At 38.4% G+C, this 20,560-nt stretch carries 18 protein-coding genes; 13 read left to right on the top strand and 5 right to left on the bottom strand.

Going from position 1 to position 20,560, the window contains the following annotated elements; genetic code table 11:
- The first annotated feature begins 71 nt into the window (after positions 1–71).
- The 10 genes from HWQ42_RS17145 to HWQ42_RS17100 all read left to right on the top strand — a co-directional run bounded on the left by HWQ42_RS17145 (position 72) and on the right by HWQ42_RS17100 (position 9,375).
- Positions 72–1,550, top strand: coding sequence for a DNA phosphorothioation system restriction enzyme (locus HWQ42_RS17145; RefSeq protein ID WP_292814230.1), 1,479 nt, complete (start codon positions 72–74; stop codon positions 1,548–1,550).
- A gap of 326 nt (positions 1,551–1,876) precedes the next feature.
- A complete protein-coding gene (locus tag HWQ42_RS17140) occupies positions 1,877–2,050 on the top strand; it encodes a hypothetical protein (protein ID WP_292814227.1) in 174 nt (57 codons plus the stop codon).
- Positions 2,047–4,119: an AAA family ATPase gene (locus tag HWQ42_RS17135; RefSeq protein WP_292814224.1), complete on the top strand. Its 2,073-nt coding sequence runs from the start codon at positions 2,047–2,049 to the stop codon at positions 4,117–4,119. Before HWQ42_RS17140 ends, HWQ42_RS17135 begins: the two co-directional genes overlap by 4 nt.
- 11 nt (positions 4,120–4,130) lie before the next feature.
- Positions 4,131–4,706: a Uma2 family endonuclease gene (locus HWQ42_RS17130; protein ID WP_292814221.1), complete on the top strand. Its 576-nt coding sequence runs from the start codon at positions 4,131–4,133 to the stop codon at positions 4,704–4,706.
- A 53-nt stretch (positions 4,707–4,759) separates the two neighbouring features.
- A complete protein-coding gene (locus HWQ42_RS17125) occupies positions 4,760–4,996 on the top strand; it encodes a hypothetical protein (protein ID WP_292814218.1) in 237 nt (78 codons plus the stop codon).
- 174 nt (positions 4,997–5,170) lie between these two features.
- The gene (locus HWQ42_RS35580) at positions 5,171–5,257 is read left to right on the top strand and encodes a hypothetical protein (RefSeq protein ID WP_334812021.1); all 87 of its coding nucleotides are present in this window, start codon (positions 5,171–5,173) and stop codon (positions 5,255–5,257) included.
- 269 nt (positions 5,258–5,526) lie between these two features.
- Positions 5,527–6,078, top strand: coding sequence for a Uma2 family endonuclease (locus HWQ42_RS17115; RefSeq protein ID WP_292814215.1), 552 nt, complete (start codon positions 5,527–5,529; stop codon positions 6,076–6,078).
- Positions 6,079–6,192: 114 nt separating this feature from the next.
- Positions 6,193–6,672 carry a DNA phosphorothioation-associated protein 4 gene (locus HWQ42_RS17110; protein WP_292814212.1) on the top strand — a complete coding sequence of 160 codons (480 nt, stop codon included), beginning with the start codon at positions 6,193–6,195 and terminating at the stop codon, positions 6,670–6,672.
- A gap of 13 nt (positions 6,673–6,685) precedes the next feature.
- Positions 6,686–8,416 carry a hypothetical protein gene (locus HWQ42_RS17105; protein ID WP_292814210.1) on the top strand — a complete coding sequence of 577 codons (1,731 nt, stop codon included), beginning with the start codon at positions 6,686–6,688 and terminating at the stop codon, positions 8,414–8,416.
- Positions 8,417–8,430: 14 nt separating this feature from the next.
- Entirely contained in the window at positions 8,431–9,375 is a 945-nt protein-coding gene (locus tag HWQ42_RS17100) for an HNH endonuclease (protein WP_292814207.1), read from the top strand.
- A gap of 45 nt (positions 9,376–9,420) precedes the next feature.
- Here HWQ42_RS17100 and HWQ42_RS17095 read toward each other — a convergent pair whose 3' ends face one another.
- A complete protein-coding gene (locus tag HWQ42_RS17095) occupies positions 9,421–11,019 on the bottom strand; it encodes a DGQHR domain-containing protein (protein ID WP_292814204.1) in 1,599 nt (532 codons plus the stop codon).
- Between the two features lie 171 nt (positions 11,020–11,190).
- Here HWQ42_RS17095 and dndC point away from each other — a divergent pair, with 171 nt between their 5' ends.
- The 3 genes from dndC (at position 11,191) to dndD (ending at position 15,754) form a co-directional block, all read left to right on the top strand.
- Positions 11,191–12,876 carry a DNA phosphorothioation system sulfurtransferase DndC gene (dndC, locus tag HWQ42_RS17090; RefSeq protein WP_292814201.1) on the top strand — a complete coding sequence of 562 codons (1,686 nt, stop codon included), beginning with the start codon at positions 11,191–11,193 and terminating at the stop codon, positions 12,874–12,876.
- Between the two features lie 75 nt (positions 12,877–12,951).
- A complete protein-coding gene (locus HWQ42_RS17085) occupies positions 12,952–13,572 on the top strand; it encodes a Uma2 family endonuclease (protein ID WP_292814198.1) in 621 nt (206 codons plus the stop codon).
- Between the two features lie 193 nt (positions 13,573–13,765).
- Complete coding sequence (gene dndD, locus HWQ42_RS17080) at positions 13,766–15,754, top strand: DNA sulfur modification protein DndD (RefSeq protein WP_292814195.1); 1,989 nt, start codon at positions 13,766–13,768, stop codon at positions 15,752–15,754.
- A gap of 22 nt (positions 15,755–15,776) precedes the next feature.
- On the opposite strand, the gene brxL is transcribed toward dndD, so the two are convergent.
- The 4 genes from brxL to HWQ42_RS17060 form a co-directional block, all read right to left on the bottom strand.
- Positions 15,777–17,225 carry a BREX system Lon protease-like protein BrxL gene (gene brxL, locus HWQ42_RS17075; RefSeq protein ID WP_292814192.1) on the bottom strand — a complete coding sequence of 483 codons (1,449 nt, stop codon included), beginning with the start codon at positions 17,223–17,225 and terminating at the stop codon, positions 15,777–15,779.
- A complete protein-coding gene (locus HWQ42_RS17070; protein WP_292814189.1) occupies positions 17,197–19,404 on the bottom strand; it encodes a hypothetical protein in 2,208 nt (735 codons plus the stop codon). Before HWQ42_RS17070 ends, brxL begins: the two co-directional genes overlap by 29 nt.
- Positions 19,394–20,254 (bottom strand): hypothetical protein, encoded by an 861-nt coding sequence (locus HWQ42_RS17065; protein ID WP_292814186.1) that lies wholly within the window; start codon positions 20,252–20,254, stop codon positions 19,394–19,396. Before HWQ42_RS17065 ends, HWQ42_RS17070 begins: the two co-directional genes overlap by 11 nt.
- A gap of 13 nt (positions 20,255–20,267) precedes the next feature.
- A partial coding sequence (locus HWQ42_RS17060; protein ID WP_292814183.1) for a hypothetical protein occupies positions 20,268–20,560 on the bottom strand: 293 nt, incomplete at its 5' end.

Here is a 20,560-nt window from a genome sequence, read left to right as displayed (position 1 = left end):
ATGCCCAATGCCCAATGCCCAATGCCCAATGCCCAATGCCCAATGCCCAATGCCCCATTCCCATTTGCTTTATGTACCTGACGCAAAATCCAGTGCAGCAACTGCCCACTTTCCGGTTGAAATTACCGTTTGCAAGGGAAAGTAAGGGCAGTTATTACACGCAACCATTACCAGGATGCCCAAGAATGCCTCCGTCTCTGCAATTGCGGCAATATCAGCGCCAAGCGATCGCTAGCTGGTTTACCAACAATGGCAGAGGGACGCTGAAAATGGCTACTGGTAGTGGTAAAACGATTACCGCATTAGCGATCGCTTGTGAATTGTACCAACAGATTAATTTACAAGTCTTGTTGGTGGTGTGTCCCTACCGCCATCTCGTCACCCAATGGGCGCGAGAATGTGAAAAATTTAATTTGCAACCCATTTTAGCTTTTGAGAATTTACGCACTTGGCAAAGTCAACTTTCTACGCAAATTTATAATCTGCGTTCTGGTTCTCAACGGTTTGTCACTGTAATTACTACGAACTCCACTTTAATTGGAGATGGGTTTCAGTCTCAACTCAAATATTTTCCCGCCAAAACTTTAATTATTGGGGACGAGGCGCATAATTTAGGCGCACCTAAGTTAGAGGAAAGTTTGCCGCGCAGTGTTGGGTTGAGACTAGCTTTATCTGCCACACCGGAGAGATATTTTGATGATTTTGGTACGCAATCCTTATTTGATTATTTTGGTCCAGTTCTCCAGCCAGAGTTTACTTTAAGGGATGCGATCGCTCAAGGGGCTTTGGTACATTATCTGTATTATCCGGTGTTGGTGGAACTAACTGAAGCTGAAAGTATTGCCTATTTAAAGTTAACTAAAAGAATTGGGCGATCGCTACTTTACCGAGATAGAGAAAATGGACAAGCAGGAAGTTTTGAAGACAATGAAGATTTAAAGCCTTTGTTAATGCAAAGGGCAAGATTAATTGGTGCGGCAGAAAATAAATTAAATGCTTTGCGGGATTTAATGGTAAATCGCCGCGAAACTAGTCACACTCTTTTTTATTGTAGTGATGGTTCCCAAGATGCGGGACAACGTTCATCTCTACGCCAACTTAAAGCTGTTGCTAAAATTCTCGGAGTGGATTTGGGGTACAAGGTAAGCACCTATACAGCCCAAACAACTTTACAAGAACGCGAAATTTTGCGTCATCAATTTGAAAGCGGGGAATTGCAAGGTTTAGTCGCAATTCGTTGTTTAGATGAAGGTGTAGATATTCCAGCAATTCAAACTGCCGTGATTTTATCGAGTTCTGGTAATCCTCGCCAATTTATTCAGCGACGGGGGCGAGTTTTACGTCCTCATCCCGCTAAGGAACGCGCAACAATATTTGACATGATTGTTTTGCCACCAGATTTAGATAGAGAAACTATAGAAGTTGAGCGCAATTTATTGAAAAAGGAATTGCGTCGCTTTGTGGAGTTTGCTGATTTAGCTGATAATGCAGGCGTTGCAAGAATGAAGTTACTTGATTTACAAAAGCGATATGGTTTATTAGATATTTGATGATGAACTATATAGTTGTATTATTTTGTAAAATTTTTCGAGTTTTGAAAAAAGAAGCATTAAATATGAAATAATAAAATTATGAGTTAGATCATAATGGGATGTAAGTGGCTTTAAAAATTTCACTTACACTCCATTATTATCTAAATTGTTAATATTAATAATAACAGAAGACAATTCAATAATAAAGTCTTTTTTCAAGAAAATTATAAATTTGAAAAAATAGTTTTGGCAAAATTAAAGATAACACTAACAGTGGCTTTACAGAGGTAAATGTAGTGCTAGAGAAAGTTAAAATATAGAAAAACTATATTTCCAAACCGAAGATGTCACAAGATGCGAATATCGATGATGTACAAGAGCCAATAAACAACGCTCCGCCGGAAGTGCGGCGAATTATTGAGCGGGTATGGAAGCTGGAAAAAGGCAGGCTAGATAAGAAGATTAACAGCCATATAAATGATCATATTTTGGACATTATTAAGGAAGAGGTGCGATGAAGCTGACTTCAATCAAGCTATGCAACTTTCGCTCCTTTTATGGTACGACACCAGAGATGATTCTGGCTGGTGAAGATGTTCACAACACGACGATTATTCATGGTAATAATGGCTCTGGTAAAACTAGTTTACTGAATGCCTTTACTTGGGTATTATATGAGAAATTTAGTGCAGCATTTGCATCGATAGAACAGTTAGTTAATAAGCGTGCGATCGCAGAAGCTCAAAAAGGTCAAGCTGTAGAATGTTGGGTAGAGATTGGCTGGGAACATGAAGGTAAACGCTATCGAGTTAAACGCGCCTGTCGAGGTTATAAAAACGAAAATGACTTTGACGCTGGCAAAACTCAATTAACCATGTGGGTTGGTGCGGATGATGGAAAGTGGAATATACCAACTCAGCAACCAGACGATATAATTAATCAAATTTTACCCGCTACTTTACATCAATATTTTTTCTTTGACGGCGAACGAATTGAAGAAATAGTTCGTTCTGACAAAAAAGCTGAAATTGCTGAAGCTACAAAAATTTTCTTGGGTGTGGAAGTAATCAATCGTTCCATCAGACATTTGGGAGATGCTAAAAAAACTTTAGAAAATGAATTAAAAGCGATTGGTGATTCTGAAATTAAACAACTATTACGACAGCAAGAAAAGATAGAACGAGAACGAGAACGCATTACCAAACGGCAAACGGAAATTAAAGAAGAGTTAGAATATCAACAAACTTTTAAAAAAGAAACAAGTAATCGGTTACGAGAATTGAGCGCTGCTAAGGAATTGCAAGAAAGATGGCAGTATTTAGAATCGCAGAAAGTAGCGAATCAAGAAGAATATAAAAAAACTAAGGAAGCACTAAAAAAAATTATTTCCGCGCGGGGTTATACAGTTTTACTGTCAGAAACTACAGCACAGTTCCGAGGAATCATCAATGATTTGAAGCAGCGCGGCGAGTTAACATCAGGAATTTCACGAGAATTTGTGAATGATTTACTCAATTCTCAACGCTGTATTTGTGGTGCAGAGTTACACGAAGGGAATCATTCTCATACTCATGTGAGTACCTGGTTAAATAAAGCAGGTTCCTCGGCGGTGGAAGAAACTGCAATTCGGATGATAGCTCAAGTAGATGAAATTGATAATCAAGCTATAGGATTTTGGGAAGAAGTTGATAGAGAACAAAGTAGAATTAATCAGTTAAGGCAAAGTATATCTCAAATTGAAGGCGATTTAGACAATATTCAAGAACGATTGCGAAAAGATGCTAATGAAGAAATTAGCAGTTTACAAAAACGCTTAGATGAAATTGAAAGTAAAATTGATGAATTGAATCGAGAACAGGGTGCAAATCAGCAGCAAATTGCTCAACTCACAACTGAGATTGAAGGTTTAAATAAACAAATTGCCAAGCAAAAGCTAAATGAAGACAAGCAAACTTTAGCACAACGACGAATTAACGCTACTCAAGATGCAATTGAACGGTTAACGGAAGTTAGAAATCGTCAAGAACAACAATTTCGTCTGCAACTAGAAAAGCGAGTGCAAGAAATATTCATGGAAATTTCTGTGACTCCATACATTCCTAAAATTAGTGAAAAATATGAACTTACATTAGTAGAAAATACCACAGGCATAGAAGCACCAGTTGCAGCATCCACGGGGGAGAATCAAATTCTCAGTTTATCCTTTATTGCCAGCATTATTGACAAAGTGCGGGAATGGAGTGAGAAACGAAAAATGATGATGATTCCCGATAGTAGCACTTTCCCAATTGTCATGGATTCACCCTTTGGTAGTTTGGATGAGAATTCGCGGCGACACATTGCGAAGACAATTCCCCAATTAGCGAATCAGTTGATAGTTTTAGTAACTAAAACTCAGTGGCGGGGTGAAGTTGAAGCAGAAATGACACAGAGAATTGGTAGAGAATATGTGCTGACGTATTATTCTTCTAAGCCGGATTGCGAACAAGATTATATTGAATTGGGTGGGGAAAGATATCCTTTGGTGAAACAAAGTCCGAATGAGTTTGAGTATACTGAAATTATCGCGGTTGAACGTAATCTTTAAAGGATAAAGTTATGGTTGCGAGTCCAGACAGAAATTATATGTCTCCCCAAGAATATCTGGAATGGGAAGAACACCAGGATATTAAATACGAATATATCAATGGTGAAGTCTTTGCTATGACTGGGGGTACAATTCCTCATACTAGTATTGCCTTAAACTTAGCTTCGGCGTTGAAAAATCATCTCCGGGGAGGTTTTTGTCGGGCTTTTATGGCAGACGCAAAAGTAGGAGTAACAGAGAATGGGCCGTTTCACTACCCGGATGTTGTGGTGAGTTGTGATGAAAGAGATAGACAAGCGATTAAATTTATTCAGTATCCTTGTGTAATTGTCGAGGTTCTTTCCCCTAGTACAGAAGCTTACGACAGGGGCAAAAAATTTATGCAGTATCGTCGCATTCAAACTTTGCAAGAATATGTCCTCATCGATGCTGAAAAAATTGGTTTAGATTGCTTCCGATTAAATGATAGAGGACTCTGGGAGTTACATCCTTATGAAGTAGAGGATGAAGTTCATTTAACCAGCGTTGATTTTCACTTTCCTATTTCTTTGGTTTATGAGGATGTTCAGTTTGCAACTTTAGTTTAGGCGAAACTAGAGGCAGTGGCAGAAAAAGTAAACTCACGCTTGGATGATTAAAAATGACATTACAGGAAAGAGAACAGTTAATTAAAGATATCAACGTACTGCTACATCAAGCTTATGACAGTACTTTAGTTGAAATTCATGCACTATTAAAAAAAATCGATGATGTAGATGATGAAGAAGACTTAAAAGCCATTAAAGAAGCTAGAGAAGATATACGCATTAATGGCACTGTATCTTGGGATGAAATTCAAAACGAAATAAGAAACGAAATAAGCAAGGATGTTGCGTGAGTTACGAAGTTAAATTTTCAAGGGGTGCGAAAAAGCAGTTTAGAAAACTACCTATAGACGTACAACAACGCATACAAACTAAAATCAATGACTTGGCAATAGAACCGCGTCCAAACGGGGTCAAAATTACAAGGTGATGATAATTCATATCGTGTTCGAGTAGGAGATTATCGAGTGGTTTATGAAGTAGATGATGATGTTTTGATAGTAACTGTAATTAAAGTAGGACATCGTAGCGGGATTTATAAAGATGAAAGTTAAGGAGATGAAGTTCATTTAACTAGTGTTGATTTTCACTTTCCTATTTCTTTGGTTTATGAGGATGTTCAATTGTCAATATAAGTTTAGGAGAAACGAACCGCCTTCGCGTAGCGTCTCGTAGAGAAGGCGCAGAGGACGCAGAGAGAAGAGAAGATGTAAAATTTAAATTATCCTTAACTAATTAGAAGATAAAAACCTCACCCCCAACCCCTCTCCTTAGTAAGGAGAGATAAAGCACAGCTTAACCTCACTAGATTATGAAACGCTATATGAGTATTAAAACTGAGGCAAGTATTGAAGATTTGTACCATTTACCTGACAATTGTAAAGCAGAGATTGTCAATGGAAAATTGGTGCTGATGTCTCCAACTGGATTTTTACCAGGACGTGCAGGTGGTGAAATTTATGCAAGTCTACGGGATTATGAACGTCTGACAAAAAGTGGTTATGCTTTACCTGATAATGTCGGTTTTATTGTCAATCTCCCTCATCGTCGTTCTTTAAGTCCTGATGCCGCATTTTATACTGGCAAACCTACGGCTGGGAAGTTTCTTAATGGTGCGCCTGTATTTGCTGCTGAGGTGAGAAGCGAAAATGATTACGGCGATAAGGCTGAAAAAGATATGGCTAGTAAACGCCGTGATTATTTTGCGGCTGGTACGTTGGTAGTTTGGGATGTAGACGTACTCAAAGAGGAAGTTATCAGAGTATATCGCGCTAGTAATCCTGAAGAACCGCAAGTTTATCGCCGTGGTGAGGTGGCTGAAGCTGAACCCGCAGTGCCAGGATGGACTATGTTAGTGGATAATTTGTTTGTTTAGCGATCGCCCACATACTAGTATAAAATAATGTGGTTCTTAGGTGCGTAGGCGTAGCCAGCCGTAGGCATCGCTTTTAACTTTCGGTTAAGATAGCTAGACTGAGATATTAAAACAATGGCGGAAACTGGCAGAATCAGAGTTGCTAAAGACAAAGCTGAGTTAGTCAAGGGCTTAACATTAACGTCTTCAGATGGTGGAACAGGGCCGTTTCAAACCTATGCTGATGTGATTGTGTTTGCAGCAGCTTTGGGTGTCAAACATAAAAAGCGGGTGGCTTTGGGGGAAATTTCTAAAAGAGAACCATCACCAATTGGACAAGAACATTTCTTAATTAAGGGATATGATTTGGTAATCAAGCTACTAGCAATTGTTGAAGCGAAAGAAATTAATATTTTATCTCATGAAAACGAAAAATATGAAAATCAACGCCTTCGTATGTTTGAAGAATATGCTAATGGTGGGCTTGAGATATTACAACAGGAATTACGAGGGGCAGTAGACTATTCAGAAAGGCTGCTTCTAATTTTGATGACTGAAAGATTTAATGAAACACTGGAAGAAGAAACAACTTTTGACTTAAGTCGTTTTATATAATATAGGAATAAATATGCCTAACTTTAAATATAAAGCCGTTCGCATAAGACAAACAAATTCTGGTGATTGGCTGGTACTTTTTGCTGCTTCCGCTATAGAAATTGATATGTGGGCAGGTGTACCACAGAAAAAGAAAATTGGAGAGCAATCAAAAGAAACGACTGGTTTCCAACGGGAAGAAAATAAAAAACGTATCAAAGAAATTAGTGATTTTTATCGTAACGAACAGAATATAATTCAAAATCCTTTACTTTGTGCATTACGTCAAGCAAGTGAATTAGTTATTTTTGAACCAAGTGAAATTGATAATAGTATTAGTGAGAGCATTCAACATGGTTTTCTAACTGTAAAAAGTGAATTTTTAGAGAAACTAAGCTTATTAGATTTACTCAGAAGAGTAAAAGCAGATTTAGAGCGTAGAGTTCCAGGACTTGTAACTCAAATAGTCCCCGATAAAATTATATTAGAACTTAAACAACGTGCAGCAATATTGCATAGTTTTCAGAGCGACCAAGATGAATCTTATGAAAATGATCAAGAAATTACTGAAGAATCAGATGATGATGGCAATTTAGGTCTTTCATTAACCGATGAATCCCATATCTTAGATTTTTGGCAAGAGGTTGCTGCTTATATTTCTGTTTTAGAAGAAATAAAAGATAGTTTTAATGGAGACAAATTTCTAGACTATTCAAAAGACGCAATGATTTCGTTTTTGCGCCCTATAGTTGTTGTCGATGGACAACATAGGCTTCGAGCAGCGATTAAATCTGTTAAAGAGCTAGTCATGCAAGATGCATATAAAGAGTTAATAGAAAAAGCAATTATAGATGATAATATTGAACCAGAAGAAGCTCAAATAAAAATAGAAGCTGATGCAGCGCGTAAACTGCCAATTTCACTACTGATGAATACAGATCCAGCAGAACAGGTTTTTCAATTTGTAGTTGTAAATCAAAAAGCAACACCGATAAAAACTGCTTTACTGGGAACAATTATATCTACTAGTCTTTCTAACGAGGAATTGACTAGAGTATCAGATAGACTTGAGTTAGCAGGTATTAAGCTTGAAGAATCAAGAGCAGTAACTTTTCTGACTCGATCTCAAAATAGTCCATTTTTTGGTTTAGTTGAAAGAGGACTTGCTTCAGATAGTAAAGACCGTCTTAAATGGAATGTTCTTGCATCTATAGTCAAAATTTTTCGGGAACTAAAAGGAGGTAAGCTTTTTCATGAAAGTGTTGATTATGCTGATAAATGGAGACGTTGTTACCTACCTGAATCAAAAATTATTGAGAATTGGGAGTTTGAAGAATGTGAAGATGCTTTCAACTACTGGCGTCAGCTTGATGGTTGTTGGAGAGAAGTATTTATATTATTTTGGACTTCAGTACGTGATAAACTAGCTTCTCGAAATAATGATGAAGCATCTCATTACTGGGGTTCTCCAGTTAAGTCAAATATCTTTAACCAAACATCATTGACTATTCTTGCATCAGATTTCTTTCAATTTTTATGTGAACGGGAGATTAAAATCGATAGTACAAATGATATCCCTATTCTTGTTAATCAATGGTTGAAAGATGTTGACCGTGATTACTTTAACCGAGAATGGAATTTGAAAGGAGTGAAAAAAGATGTACCTGGTATTAAAAAAAGGTGGTCAAAGCTTTGGGTAGAGTATAGAAAAGATCCACAAAGACTACCAAGATCAACTCAATATCGTGACCCCCTTGGCAATTAAGTTTCATTATAGCTATGGAATTTGCAGAAATTAGCTCTTTTCTTGAGACTACAGCAGACAAAATTGAAGCTTGTTGGGATATCAGGAGTCTCAATAACATTGCAAATCAGAGAGTACCTGACTTTATCATGAGCGGTCGAGGAACTTTACTAAGAGCTGATATACATATATTGTGGACACAATGGTTTATTGAGTCCATCTGCAATCCAGATATATTTGCTAATTCTTCTCAAGGCTATGCCTACATAGTAAAAACAGTTCAAAAAAGAGTACCTCTTATTTTTCCAGGCATTTCTGAAGATGAGCGAAATAAAATTACAAAGTATATTGCGAGATTAGTAGATAAAGAAGTTCAACGAAGAAAGGAGAGGAAACGCATTTCTCTGAGTTTAGAAAATAGAAAAATGTTATGGGATATCTACGGAACAGAACAGCGTTGTTGGATTTGTGGATATAAATTTACCACATGGGCTGAAAATAAGTTTTTGGGATATACCAACTATCAGGAAGTTCCTCTTCCTCAGTTTGTTGACTACATGAGATTACATGGTTTGACAGAACGGCATATTTCTGTTGAAGTTGACCATGTTGTGCCCTTTTCAAAAGGTGGTAATGAAGAAGATAACCTTCGTTTAGCATGTGGTTGGTGCAACTCTCACAAAAGCGATCGAACTTCTTTGTATGATGTTGCACTGAAACCACGTATATTAAATCATACAAAATTGGGTAAACAAAGTATTCCTCATCCTTTTTGGATTGTTCGACTTTTGTCTGTACGTAGATGCTGCGAATATGAGGGAGGTTGTGAGCAGACTGTAGATAATGCAGAGTTGACTGTATTTCCCAGACATCCTGAAGGTGCAATGAACCCAACAAATCTACGTGTTATTTGCTCTGGGCATGATCCTTTAGGTTCAAATCGTTTTGTGAGTAGAACAATTGCAGAACAAGTGTCTTAAAATTTAATAACACAGAATATTGGGAATTATCATTAAATTTGCTAGTTATAAAATCGTTGGAAGTCCTACAGCTTTTGGATCAACAAACTCGCCATCAAAACCTATCGTTCTATTTTCCACAGTCCTAGCATCTGCTAAAGCCTTACGAAGTTCAGCAGACTCCATGTGATCCTGAACTCCACCCAAAATGTAAATCAATAACTTCGCCGCTAAATCTCGTCCAGCAACCTGCACCCGCTTTTTATTTGGGTCATATAAAACCCCATACCAGAGAGATTGGGGATATTCCATACCACTAAAGCCACCTTGCTGGTCAAACTTCCGCAGTTTCTTAAAAATATCTGCCAGGGAAAAACCTTTTTTATAAACCAAAATTCCCAAAGTTTGCGCTAATGCAACTTGAGCAACTGGACGGAAAAGCATATTTCCTTCACCTCCATCTTTTTCAAAACTGAAGCGTCGTAAAGCTGGTGTATCCTCGTGTTCTAAAATTTTATAACTAGAAAGACTAGCCAAAGAATCAAATAGCTTTTTAAATTCCTCAATTCCCTGCTCAAGTTCTTCATCCTCTGGACGCATGGGAATTAGACCTTTCTCCAAAGGTTTCCAGTGAGGAAACTTATGAACTAAATATCGCTCAGACATATCTTGTAGAGCTTGCAAAGTCGTCAAAACTGTAGAATTGGAAGCCACTGTTGCACTATTCCAATTAACACGAGGATTGCGATCTTGTCGTTGTTCTAATAGTGGATGTGTAACTGCAATTTTTCTAGCAACGATCGCAAAACCATCATCTTCATTTAACTGCGTTAGCTGACCTTTAGTCAAGGGTGCAGCCATCAGGTTGACATGAACAAAAATCGATCTTACCCTCCGCCTCGCCTCAGTGCGAGTTTCCCCAGCCGCTACCGCACAGATGAACTCAATACCAATTTTCTCCTTGGGTAAATTTTGCAAGTAAGCAAGGTCTACTTGGTACTTTTCTATCAAATCATTGACTGTAATAAAACTGTCATCAGCACCTTTATCTTTTTTATAGCGCTGGAGTTTACGAGTTTTGATTAACTCCATCAACCCCTGAACACCCATCAGTCGATGTTGCCCATCTAGCGCATAAATAGTCACATCATCCTCAGAAATATTTAGCAGACCTACTTTAGCGTCTTTATCTAAGGGTATAAAATCAGTAGTAGACTTTGTGGCGCGTCCTTCGCTATCCCACTCAGCAGCTTTAGGATTATCCACCCACGGTTGATTAATTACTACCAACACTGGCGGAAACTTATGATTGTGTCTAGCAGCCAAATACTGTACTAGAGGCGCTTGACGTGACCAATCAAGGGGACGCTGTTGAATTTCATCAATACTATCCGCGTCAATCTCGACATTATCAGTTTCAGGATTATACTTTTTTTGAAACAGAGGTAAGCCAGAGGCGAAGTGAACCCGACCTGCAAACCATTCCAGTGTAACAGAGCTAACATAAGCCTCAGTACCACCCATCTCGGTTTTTTGAACGAGAATCTGATCTTTTCTCCCTAAAAACTTCTCTAGGAGTAAAGCTAGTACCTGTTTTTCCTTGTTTTCCCGTTCCAGGTATTCTCTAGCGATGTCAGCAGTTGGGTCAGATGCACTATCTTTCATGTTAAATTTTAAAAACAGAATAGTATTATGTAGTTTAATTATCTAAAAAAGTGTATATCAGTCCTAAAGTTTTTAAAAACTTTTTTCAACCCGCTTAGGTGAATTTTGTCTGTGTTACTGCAAATTCTATTTGTCCAGATATTAGACCAGTGTTTCTAGAGGTAGGGAGAAATGACTACAGCACAACAACCAGAGAATAAAAGTCAGCAAGCACGTACTGTAGCAGAGTTAGTGGACTATATCCAAGCTCTTACCACCGAAATTCAAGAATTGTATTGTTTAGACCAAGTACCTTGGGTTTTAGGCGTGTCTTGGGGAAAAGATTCGAGTGCAGTATTGCAACTCGTTTGGAATGCGATCGCTGCTCTTCCTCCAGAAAAAAGAACTAAAACAATTCATGTTATTACGACAGACACTCAGGTAGAAAATCCAATTGTTTCTGCTTGGGTTCGTACATCCATGCACCAGCTAGCATCTGCTGCAAAAGAAAGAGGGATGCCAATTGAAACTCATCTGCTTTATCCCGCAGTCAAAGATACCTTTTGGGTAAACTTAATTGGCAAAGGCTATCCTGCGCCGCGTATGCGGTTTCGGTGGTGTACTGAACGGCTGAAAATACAGCCTGCGAATACCTTTATCCGTAACATGGTTCGAGATAATGGTGAAGTAATTCTCGTTTTAGGTATGCGTAAGGCTGAAAGCAACAAACGTGCGACCGTTATGGAAAAGCACGAAAAAGGACGGGTGCGCGATCGCCTGAGTCCTAGATCGAGTTTGATTAATTCCCTCGTTTATACTCCTATCGAAGACTGGCGTAATGATGAAGTATGGCTTTACTTGATGCAGTGGCAGAATCCTTGGGGAGGAAACAACAAAGACTTATTTACTTTGTATCGAGGTGCAACAGCAGATAATGAGTGTCCTCTAGTTGTTGATACTTCTACTCCTAGTTGTGGTGATTCCCGATTTGGCTGTTGGGTTTGCACATTGGTGAGTCAGGATAAATCGATGGAAGCGATGATCCAGAATGATGAAGACAAAGAATGGATGCAACCTCTATTGGATATTCGTAATGAACTAGACATTAAAGAGGACTGGGATAAGAGAGACTTTAGAAGAATTTGGGGTGAAGTCCAACTTTTTGAACGTAACAAAGATGGGGAAATATCTGTTGAACCAATACCTGGCCCCTATACAAAATATTGGCGGGAACATTGGCTCAGACGATTATTAGAAGCGCAAACAAAAACCCGTCGTACAGCGCCAGAAAATATGCGCGATATCACCTTAATTACTTTAGAGGAGATGAGCGAAATTCGCCGCATTTGGCTAGAAGAAAAACACGAATTTGATGATAGCTTACCCCGAATTTATCAAGAAGTGACTGGTGAAGAGTTCACAGACCCACGTCCTGGTGCTGATTATAGCCTGTTAGGTGTAGATGAATGGGCAGTACTAGAAGAAATTTGTGAAGGCGATATTATGCACTTTGAACTCATGGCAAAGCTATTAGACACAGAACACCAATATCGCAAAAAGACTCGTCGCACGGGAATATACAACACTTTAGAGAAATGTTTTGATACGAGTTCGCGCTCCCAAAAAGATGCAATTGATAATGCTCATTTAAAACGTGATTTAAGAGAAGCTATTAGTCAAGGCGATGTTGTAAAATTCAGGGAAAAGTTTAAGCAACTGACATTGGGTGATGCTGAGGTCGTGGATGAAATAAAAGATACAGCAAATGAAGTATTTGTAAATTCAAACAATAATGTATCCGCAACTCCTCCTACAGAGGAGACTGAAAAACCTCAAACTTGGGCAAGTATGAAATTTAAAAAGGAAAACTCAAAATAATAGAAGACGGGAGTCAACTAAACTACTTAAAGAACGCTTGACAAAGTTGGTTTATCTTAAAACAAGTGAGGTTCTATGATTCAAGCCATACACAAATTAGTAACTTTTGAAGATTTTGCAGCTTGGCGGCCGGAGGGTGGGAGATACGAATTACATGATGGCGTGATTGTTGAAATGGCTCAACCAGTAGGTGATCATGAGGATGTTGTTGGTTTTTTGGCGCTAAATATATCTATCGAAATTGGGCGACAAAAACTTCCTTACTTCATTCCAAAAACTGTATTAGTCAAGCCATTTGAAGTTGAATCAGCTTATTCACCAGACATCTTAATAATCAATCGACCAAATTTAGTCAATGAGTCTTTATGGAAAAAAGAATCAACTGTATCTCAAGCTATATCTATTCCCTTAGTTATTGAAGTTGTTAGTACTAATTGGCGAGATGATTACTACAAAAAATTAGCTGATTATGAGGCTATAGGTATTCCCGAATATTGGATTATAGATTACGCGGCTATAGGTGCTAGAAAGTTTATTGGCAATCCTAAACTGCCTACTATATCCATTTATCAATTAATTGATGGTGAGTACCAAGTTACTCAATTTAAAGGCGATACCCATATTGTCTCGCCTACTTTCCCAGAATTGAATTTAACCGCCGAACAGATTTTTCAAGCTGGAGGTGTGCAAATCTAGCCACGCTTACCAACACCGAGACAGATGCAATCGCATTTCTTAACAGTTAGTGATGGTATTATCTATATTTCATAGACAATATTTTTTCTCAATGCGTCAGACAAAACCATCTAATTAATTTTATCTGATTCCTTTCATCACAAACTTTCTGCTTCTGCGATCGCTGTCGAACTCATGTTAATCTTAAAAATCAATGATATTTCTTGAACTCGTTCTACAAAACTTTGGCCCCTACAGTGGGAAACAGGTAATCAACCTTAACCCAAAAATCGATGAGGAAACCTCACACCCAATTATCTTATTAGGTGGGATGAATGGCGGTGGAAAAACTACCCTCATGGATGCCATTCGTCTCGCTCTTTATGGCGCTCGCGCCCAATGTTCTACCCGTGGTAATTTAAGTTATAACGATTTTCTCAATCAATGTGTTAACAACAAAATAGATCCAGTTGCAGACACCCGGATTGAATTACTTTTTGAACATATTGAAAACGATAAACCAATAAAATACCGGGTTGTGCGTAGTTGGACAAAAAATCCTAAAGACGGTAAAGATACATTAGGTATTTTAGGTGACAGTGATACCTGGCCTGATGCTTTAGTTAATATCTGGGATGAATATATTGAAAATCTTCTGCCATTAGGGATTTCTAACTTATTTCTCTTTGATGGCGAACAAGTTAAAGAACTCGCAGAACAGGAAACACCACCACCAGTTGTAGTAGACGCAATTCGTGGATTGTTAGGTTTAGAGTTAGCAGATCGTTTAGCAGTTGATTTAGATATCTTAGTTAACCGTAAACTGAAAGAAGTTGGTAATAGTAAAGATTTAGCAAATCTAGAGGAAATTGAAACTAGGTTAACCCAACAGCAAGAAGATTATCAAACCACAGAACAGAAAGTAGAAATTCTCAAAAATCAGGTAGAAGAATTAGAACAAAAGCAGCAAGAAGCTTTTGATAAATTTATTTCTGAAGGTGGAAAGATTGCAGCAGAACGCAATCAACTAGAACTACAGCAAAATACAAAAACTGCGGAAATTGAACAAGTACGTCAGTCAATGTGTGAATTAGCTGCTGATGTTTTACCTCTGGCATTAATTCCTAATTTGCTTAATCAGGTGCAAGCACAGGGAGAAAAAGAATTTCGCCATCAACAGGTACAGATTTCTAAAGATTTATTAATTGAACGAGATCAGCGCTTACTTACTTGGCTAAATAAAGTAGAAATTTCTCCGATAGAAGTCGAAAAAATCCAATCATTTTTAATCCAAGATGTAGATAGTTTATATGCAAAGACTCTCCAGACGGAAGCACCTTGGTTATTAGCTGATGATGAAACTTTAAGTCAGCTAGATAATCTTATATATCACTTACAAAATTCTAAACTTTCTGCAAAAGAGAAATTAACTATTCTCAAAAACAAAGAAGAAGAAATTCACACTTTAGAAAGGCAAGTGCAAACAGCAGCAGCACCAGAAGATTATACAAAGCTGCGTCAGGCACTAGAAGCGGCACAAAATCAAGTTGTTGAAGCTAAAGCAAATTACGAAACAATTCGCCGCCGTTTAGCTGAATTAGAAACTATTATTGCCAAGTCAAAAAGAGAATTAAGTGATTATACTGTAGAAAATATTAAGCATAAAAATAGCGAACATATTATCACCTCAGCAGCGAAAGTTCAAAACACGCTCAAGATTTTTCGTGAAAAATTAACTCTGCGAAAACTCAATAAATTAGAAGAGGAAGTTAAAAATTGTTTCCTTTATCTCCTGCATAAATCAGACTTAGTGCATCGCATTACCATTGATACTAAGACTTTTAGTCTTTTGCTTTACGATTTAAATGGTAAACCTGTGCCTAAACATCGTTTGTCAGCAGGCGAAAAACAATTACTTGCGATCGCATTCCTCTGGGGTTTAGCCAAAGTCTCTGGACACCGACTACCAGTAGCAATTGATACGCCACTAGGTAGACTAGACTCCTCGCACCGCAGCAACCTAGTTGAACGTTACTTTCCATCCGCCAGCCATCAAGTGATTTTGTTATCTACGGATACTGAGATTGGCAAAAAAGAAGTAGAAACACTGCGAGAAAACGAAGCGATCGCCCGCGAATATCTCCTCAAATACGACTCCTCCACCCGCCAAACAACAGTAGTAGAAAATCAATATTTTTGGTGATTCTTTTAGTGGGATATAGTATTTACTTTGTCTCCACATAAATTTCTCTACCAAACTGCCTGAATTCATCATCGAGATAATATAGCGAATTTCGGATTGCTTGGCGTAGTTTACAAGCGGGTTCCAGGCAATCGCGCTCGTAGTCCATTAATGTTAATTCTAAATGAGGATAGAGAATTTTAAGAAAACCTGATGCTGATTTGAGAATAGCATTTTGGTCGCGAATAGTCACATTTTTGGCAAATTTAGTATGCTGTTCTACATAGAATCTGAAGCGATTATCTTGGCGTAAAGATAGCAATACTTCACCAAAAAAATCCATTTTTAAACCAACTTGAGAAGCTACCATTTCTCTTTGAAACTTCGGAATTTTCCAGCCGGGAATAATACCAGATAATCGGTCTAATAATGCAGTTTCAGCAAGAAAATTGGGGAGGTTAGCAATTAAATTATCTTCATTACGTGGTTCTAATTTATCATCTAATTCAATATTAGCTAACATCACTAACCCGCAGTCACTAGAAATATCTGCAAAACCAGAGCGATTATAACGACCACTAGCAAGATAATTTTTAAGTGGACCAATCACCTCTTCCGGATTATCGAAGGTTAAACTTTGAACTTCATCTAAAACCACAACTTCATGACGACCGAGTAACCCAACTTCTTTAGTTCTGCCGTTGATAAATAATTGGGCAGGAGTAACTTTACCACCACTAATTAAAGTAACTTTACTACTGATATTTTCAAAAAAGAAACTTTTTCCAGTACCTTTAGGAGCTAATTCTATGACATGATAATTAGCTTCCACTAATGGTAATAATCTAGCTAAGATCCATGTTTTAGCTTCCTGCTGATAACTGGGATGCTGGGGGTTAAAACCCATTGAGCAAAATATTAAATCCCGCCATTGTTGTGTATTGAATTTTGCCCGACATTCCGCATAACCTTGTAAATCAACTTGTGAACATTGAAATGGTTCAAAATCCATCACTTCCACTTTGCCATCGGGAAGCATAGCCAGAGTAATTTTGCCCCATATTCCTTGGCGTAGCAGTATTTTATAACGTTCGACAATATCAGTCGCAATGCTACATTCAGTCAAATTTAATGCAGGAATTTGTGCCAATGGTTCAGGAATTACTCTTCCTCCCTGCTCTAATTTAATGCGTACCTGCATTAAAGCAATGAGTTTTCGGATTTCCCCTTGAGTGAGGTCAAAAATAATTTCATTCCGGTCATCTTTCCGGGGAAATGCTTTTTTAATAAAACTATTGATTTTCTCTAATTCTATTGATGTAAGTGTTCCTGAACCGGGCACTATTTTATCTAACAACCATTCAGCCACAAAACTAGGCACGCCAATAGAACTGAGTCCACTAGATGGTAGTCTAGTTTTATCAATACAGAGATTTCCGAAAACCTCACGAACCAAATCGTTATTATAGGTTGTTGCTTCCCAAGAATTCATCTATATCAAATCCACTACTATATATTTGGTTAATAATAATTTTTGAGTCAGGAGTTAGGGCAGCGCTTTCAATTTCAGCACAGGCAAATATAAAAGTTAATTTGCCAGTTAAAGATAAGTTATTTCCCGGAGAATTTGGGGGCAATGTGGGTACTTCGGGAATTATTATCTGAAAACTGAAGCGCTGATTAGCAGCAATTTCCTGTTCTAATAGTTTTCCCTGCTGAAAATCAGGTAGTTCGTGAATATATAGGTAAAGGTCTGTTAGCGGCACTGAGTTAGGATTCTCAATAGTAATTTCCAGTTCTCCTGCCTGTCTAGGTTTGCCTTCACCAAAGCAAAAAACCAGCACAGGAAGACGTTGGATCGATTTTCGCAGAACAGATACGCCGACCACAACTTCTTCGGGAAATAGCCCACCGTGAGAACCGATAATTTTTTTATTGCTAGTGTAGCTAAAAGAACCTAAGCTAGCCGAGCCTTTAACTATACTAATATCGTGAGGAAGACCGTAGCGATCGCCTTTTAAAACCACAAACCTAGTATCATCAGTTTTACCAATCGCCATTCTCCCCTTGGCTTCCAGTTCTGGGGGGCAGTGGGTGATTTTTTCGGAAGTACCCATCATTTGACCATGATCGCTGGCAATAACGATTCTGAGTGCATCTGGGTCAGGGTATTGTTGCAAACAGTAATTAATTCTCTTGGCAATACCTTCTAGGGCGTGGGGACGGTCAAGTTTGTAAAGACTTTGCCAATCTTTTTGAGTGTGATAAAGACTATCGAACTCATCTGTATCCCAACAATACAACTTAGAAGTCTTTTTTCTCAAAGCGCTGTCAAGTATGTCAACTTGTCTATCTGTATAACGTTTGCCCATGCCCATTTTCACAAAAGCTTTGCCAGCATCAGCAACCCAAGCAGAATCACTAGGCAACAATTGAGCATATAGGCTCCATTTCGCATACTCTGTTTTAGTGGGCAAGATACTAAACCGAGGCTCAATGGCAGTTTCTACAGCCAGTTTGTAATTATTCGTTAGTAAAGACAAAAGTTCTAGATGATCTAGCCATCCTAAGGCATCGACCACAACCCAAAAAACAGGACTATCTTGGCAAAGATTTTGTACTTTTGATGCAACGCTGTAGTTGAGGTAGGAATTTTCTACTGAGTCTATCTGCATCTGGGGATAGTGCTGAAGCATCCACTCAACAAAGCTATCCGCCAAACTATCACTAGTTTTTGGTGCAACGGCAGGTTGCTTAATAACTTCCCAGCGACGGAAAGGCAGGTAATCTTTTGTTGCCCAAGCCAAAGCTTGCCCAGGAGTAGCATCTAAAGCCAGGGGTTGGGGGGGATGTTGATTAAGATTTAATTCTTGCTTCTGCTGATAGCTAAGATAAGGGATAACTTTGGCTTCCCTGACTTGATTAATCCAGTTAGGTCGATTGCCAAGAACCTTGTAAGCACAATTTGCAATTCGCTCCATACCTACTTGGTTAGCAGGCATTAGAGTATCTATAACTTTACCTTCGGTGCGAGATATGAGTTGTTCCCAGTAGTTGTCAAACTCTTGTCTGAGGAAGTCGGGAACTGGCAAGGGATACTTGCCGATGTCGTTGAAGACTGGTTCTGCTATGCCTAACCAGCGACGTAGGAACAATAATTTATCTTCAGTCTGGTAATAGTTTGCTAACTCATGTTCCTTGAAACGTTGCTGCCAAACTCGCTCTAGGGGTTTGTACTCCTCTGGAATTAGAATTGACAACCAAGTGGCGAGATGTGAAATCGAGGCTTGGGCAAACCATATCTGTCCATTACTGTTGGTGATATTGTCTGCTAAAAAGTGGGCAATGGGGTTGTCTTGGGGATAAGAATCTAACTTGGTAGTCAGAATCAGTAGTTGCTCGTCAGTCCAGTCATGGGGTAACGGTACATTAGCAAACAATTGTCCTAATATGTAGCGGGGATGCTGCTTAATCACCGTGATTTCCTCACTTCTATTCCACGATCGCAGCCAAGTTTCTGCCCATTTGCATAATCGCTCACCTCTTACCCAGCAAGGATCGGCACTGACACCAAAGAACTGTATCCATTCCACCTCTGTTGTAATTTGGATATAGCCGGAGGGAATATCGTATAATCCAGTAGGGTCTAATATGATATGTTTATCGCTCATCCGTCTTTTCTGAGAGAATTTGCCCTAACCTCTCGTACACCTTTTGTTGCTCTAAACGGGGAAGTTGCCGTAACAGTACGAAAATTTGATTGGTTATATCTTTCTTCCGTTCCTCAACGCATTGACGTTCTATATTCTCTAGTAACTGAGTTTCTGTAACACTAATTAAGCTAATATAATCAGATTTTTCAGCTTGAATTTGCTCAAGTAGATTGTTTGCTACTTCTAATTTCTCTGCATCATCAACCGATTGGTTTATTTGAGTACAACTGTTTTCTAAATCTTTGACCCATTGTTGGGCAGCAGCTTGTTTTTGTTGGAGAATTTGCGATTGTTTTTGTTCATATTCTTCTATTTTATGCCTAAAATTTGCTTCTAACAGAGAAATCCTCTCTTGAAAGCGGTCAGCCTTATAAATATTCAACTCTCCACTAGCAATTATTGCCAAAGCATCATCACAACTAGGAATAAAATCACTTTGTTGATAACGAATTTCTAGACTTTGTATTTGCTCTAGATCATGCTTTAAACTCTGGATTTGTGGTTGTAATTCTTGATAATTTTCGTAATCGGCCGAATCTTGAAAAACAACATCAAGCTTGGCGTATTCAGTCTTAATAACATCTAATTCTGTGAGATTGTTTACTGACTGTAGTTGAGTGCAGAGATTCGCCAGACTAGAACGATCGCTAGTGATTTTGTTTTGAATTGACTGCACAATTTTAGCAAGTTCATCCTGAAATTTATCGGGATAATTGAAGCGAGATTGTAAACTTTCAATTTCTTGAAGCGCTTCTTGAGAAAGATGAATAGTTTTGATTTTTGTTGCAGAATTGCGAATATTCTGCATAATTTCTGTATCTTCAGCTTGCTTCTGCCTGCTGCCTAATGTCTGTTAATCTGATATTGCTGCTACGGAGGCCATTTTGCAAACTCTCAATTAAGTGGGGAGGCAAGTCTGGAATTTGGTTAATTTGGTCAATAATTTGTGGAATTTCTCTTTGATAAGCATTACAAGCTTGTTCGGTAGATAGTGACTCAGCACGCTTGTTTTCTGCTGCTACAATTTGGTCAATTTTATTACTGACCGTTTGAAATGCTAATGTAAGCCAAAAGAAAACCAAAGTTACCGCCTCGACAGATGGGTTTGATTTCC

Source organism: Nostoc sp. JL23 (assembly GCF_017115065.1).
In the GTDB taxonomy this organism is placed as follows: Bacteria; Cyanobacteriota; Cyanobacteriia; order Cyanobacteriales; family Nostocaceae; genus Nostoc; species Nostoc punctiforme_A.
Note: the sequence above shows the minus strand (reverse complement) of the source record. Positions and strands in the feature narration are given on the sequence as shown.

What these genes read in the sequence shown, in the direction of transcription:
- brxL (WP_292814192.1), bottom strand. Translation starts at nt 17,225, where the DNA reads ATGAATTCTTGGGAAGCAACAACCTATAATAACGATTTGGTTCGTGAG.
- HWQ42_RS17140 (WP_292814227.1), top strand. Translation starts at nt 1,877, where the DNA reads ATGTCACAAGATGCGAATATCGATGATGTACAAGAGCCAATAAACAAC.
- HWQ42_RS17125 (WP_292814218.1), top strand. Translation starts at nt 4,760, where the DNA reads ATGACATTACAGGAAAGAGAACAGTTAATTAAAGATATCAACGTACTG.
- HWQ42_RS17100 (WP_292814207.1), top strand. Translation starts at nt 8,431, where the DNA reads ATGGAATTTGCAGAAATTAGCTCTTTTCTTGAGACTACAGCAGACAAA.
- HWQ42_RS17130 (WP_292814221.1), top strand. Translation starts at nt 4,131, where the DNA reads ATGGTTGCGAGTCCAGACAGAAATTATATGTCTCCCCAAGAATATCTG.
- dndD (WP_292814195.1), top strand. Translation starts at nt 13,766, where the DNA reads ATGATATTTCTTGAACTCGTTCTACAAAACTTTGGCCCCTACAGTGGG.
- dndC (WP_292814201.1), top strand. Translation starts at nt 11,191, where the DNA reads ATGACTACAGCACAACAACCAGAGAATAAAAGTCAGCAAGCACGTACT.
- HWQ42_RS17095 (WP_292814204.1), bottom strand. Translation starts at nt 11,019, where the DNA reads ATGAAAGATAGTGCATCTGACCCAACTGCTGACATCGCTAGAGAATAC.
- HWQ42_RS17065 (WP_292814186.1), bottom strand. Translation starts at nt 20,254, where the DNA reads ATGCAGAATATTCGCAATTCTGCAACAAAAATCAAAACTATTCATCTT.
- HWQ42_RS17085 (WP_292814198.1), top strand. Translation starts at nt 12,952, where the DNA reads ATGATTCAAGCCATACACAAATTAGTAACTTTTGAAGATTTTGCAGCT.
- HWQ42_RS17070 (WP_292814189.1), bottom strand. Translation starts at nt 19,404, where the DNA reads ATGAGCGATAAACATATCATATTAGACCCTACTGGATTATACGATATT.
- HWQ42_RS17135 (WP_292814224.1), top strand. Translation starts at nt 2,047, where the DNA reads ATGAAGCTGACTTCAATCAAGCTATGCAACTTTCGCTCCTTTTATGGT.
- HWQ42_RS17115 (WP_292814215.1), top strand. Translation starts at nt 5,527, where the DNA reads ATGAGTATTAAAACTGAGGCAAGTATTGAAGATTTGTACCATTTACCT.
- HWQ42_RS17110 (WP_292814212.1), top strand. Translation starts at nt 6,193, where the DNA reads ATGGCGGAAACTGGCAGAATCAGAGTTGCTAAAGACAAAGCTGAGTTA.
- HWQ42_RS17145 (WP_292814230.1), top strand. Translation starts at nt 72, where the DNA reads ATGTACCTGACGCAAAATCCAGTGCAGCAACTGCCCACTTTCCGGTTG.
- HWQ42_RS17105 (WP_292814210.1), top strand. Translation starts at nt 6,686, where the DNA reads ATGCCTAACTTTAAATATAAAGCCGTTCGCATAAGACAAACAAATTCT.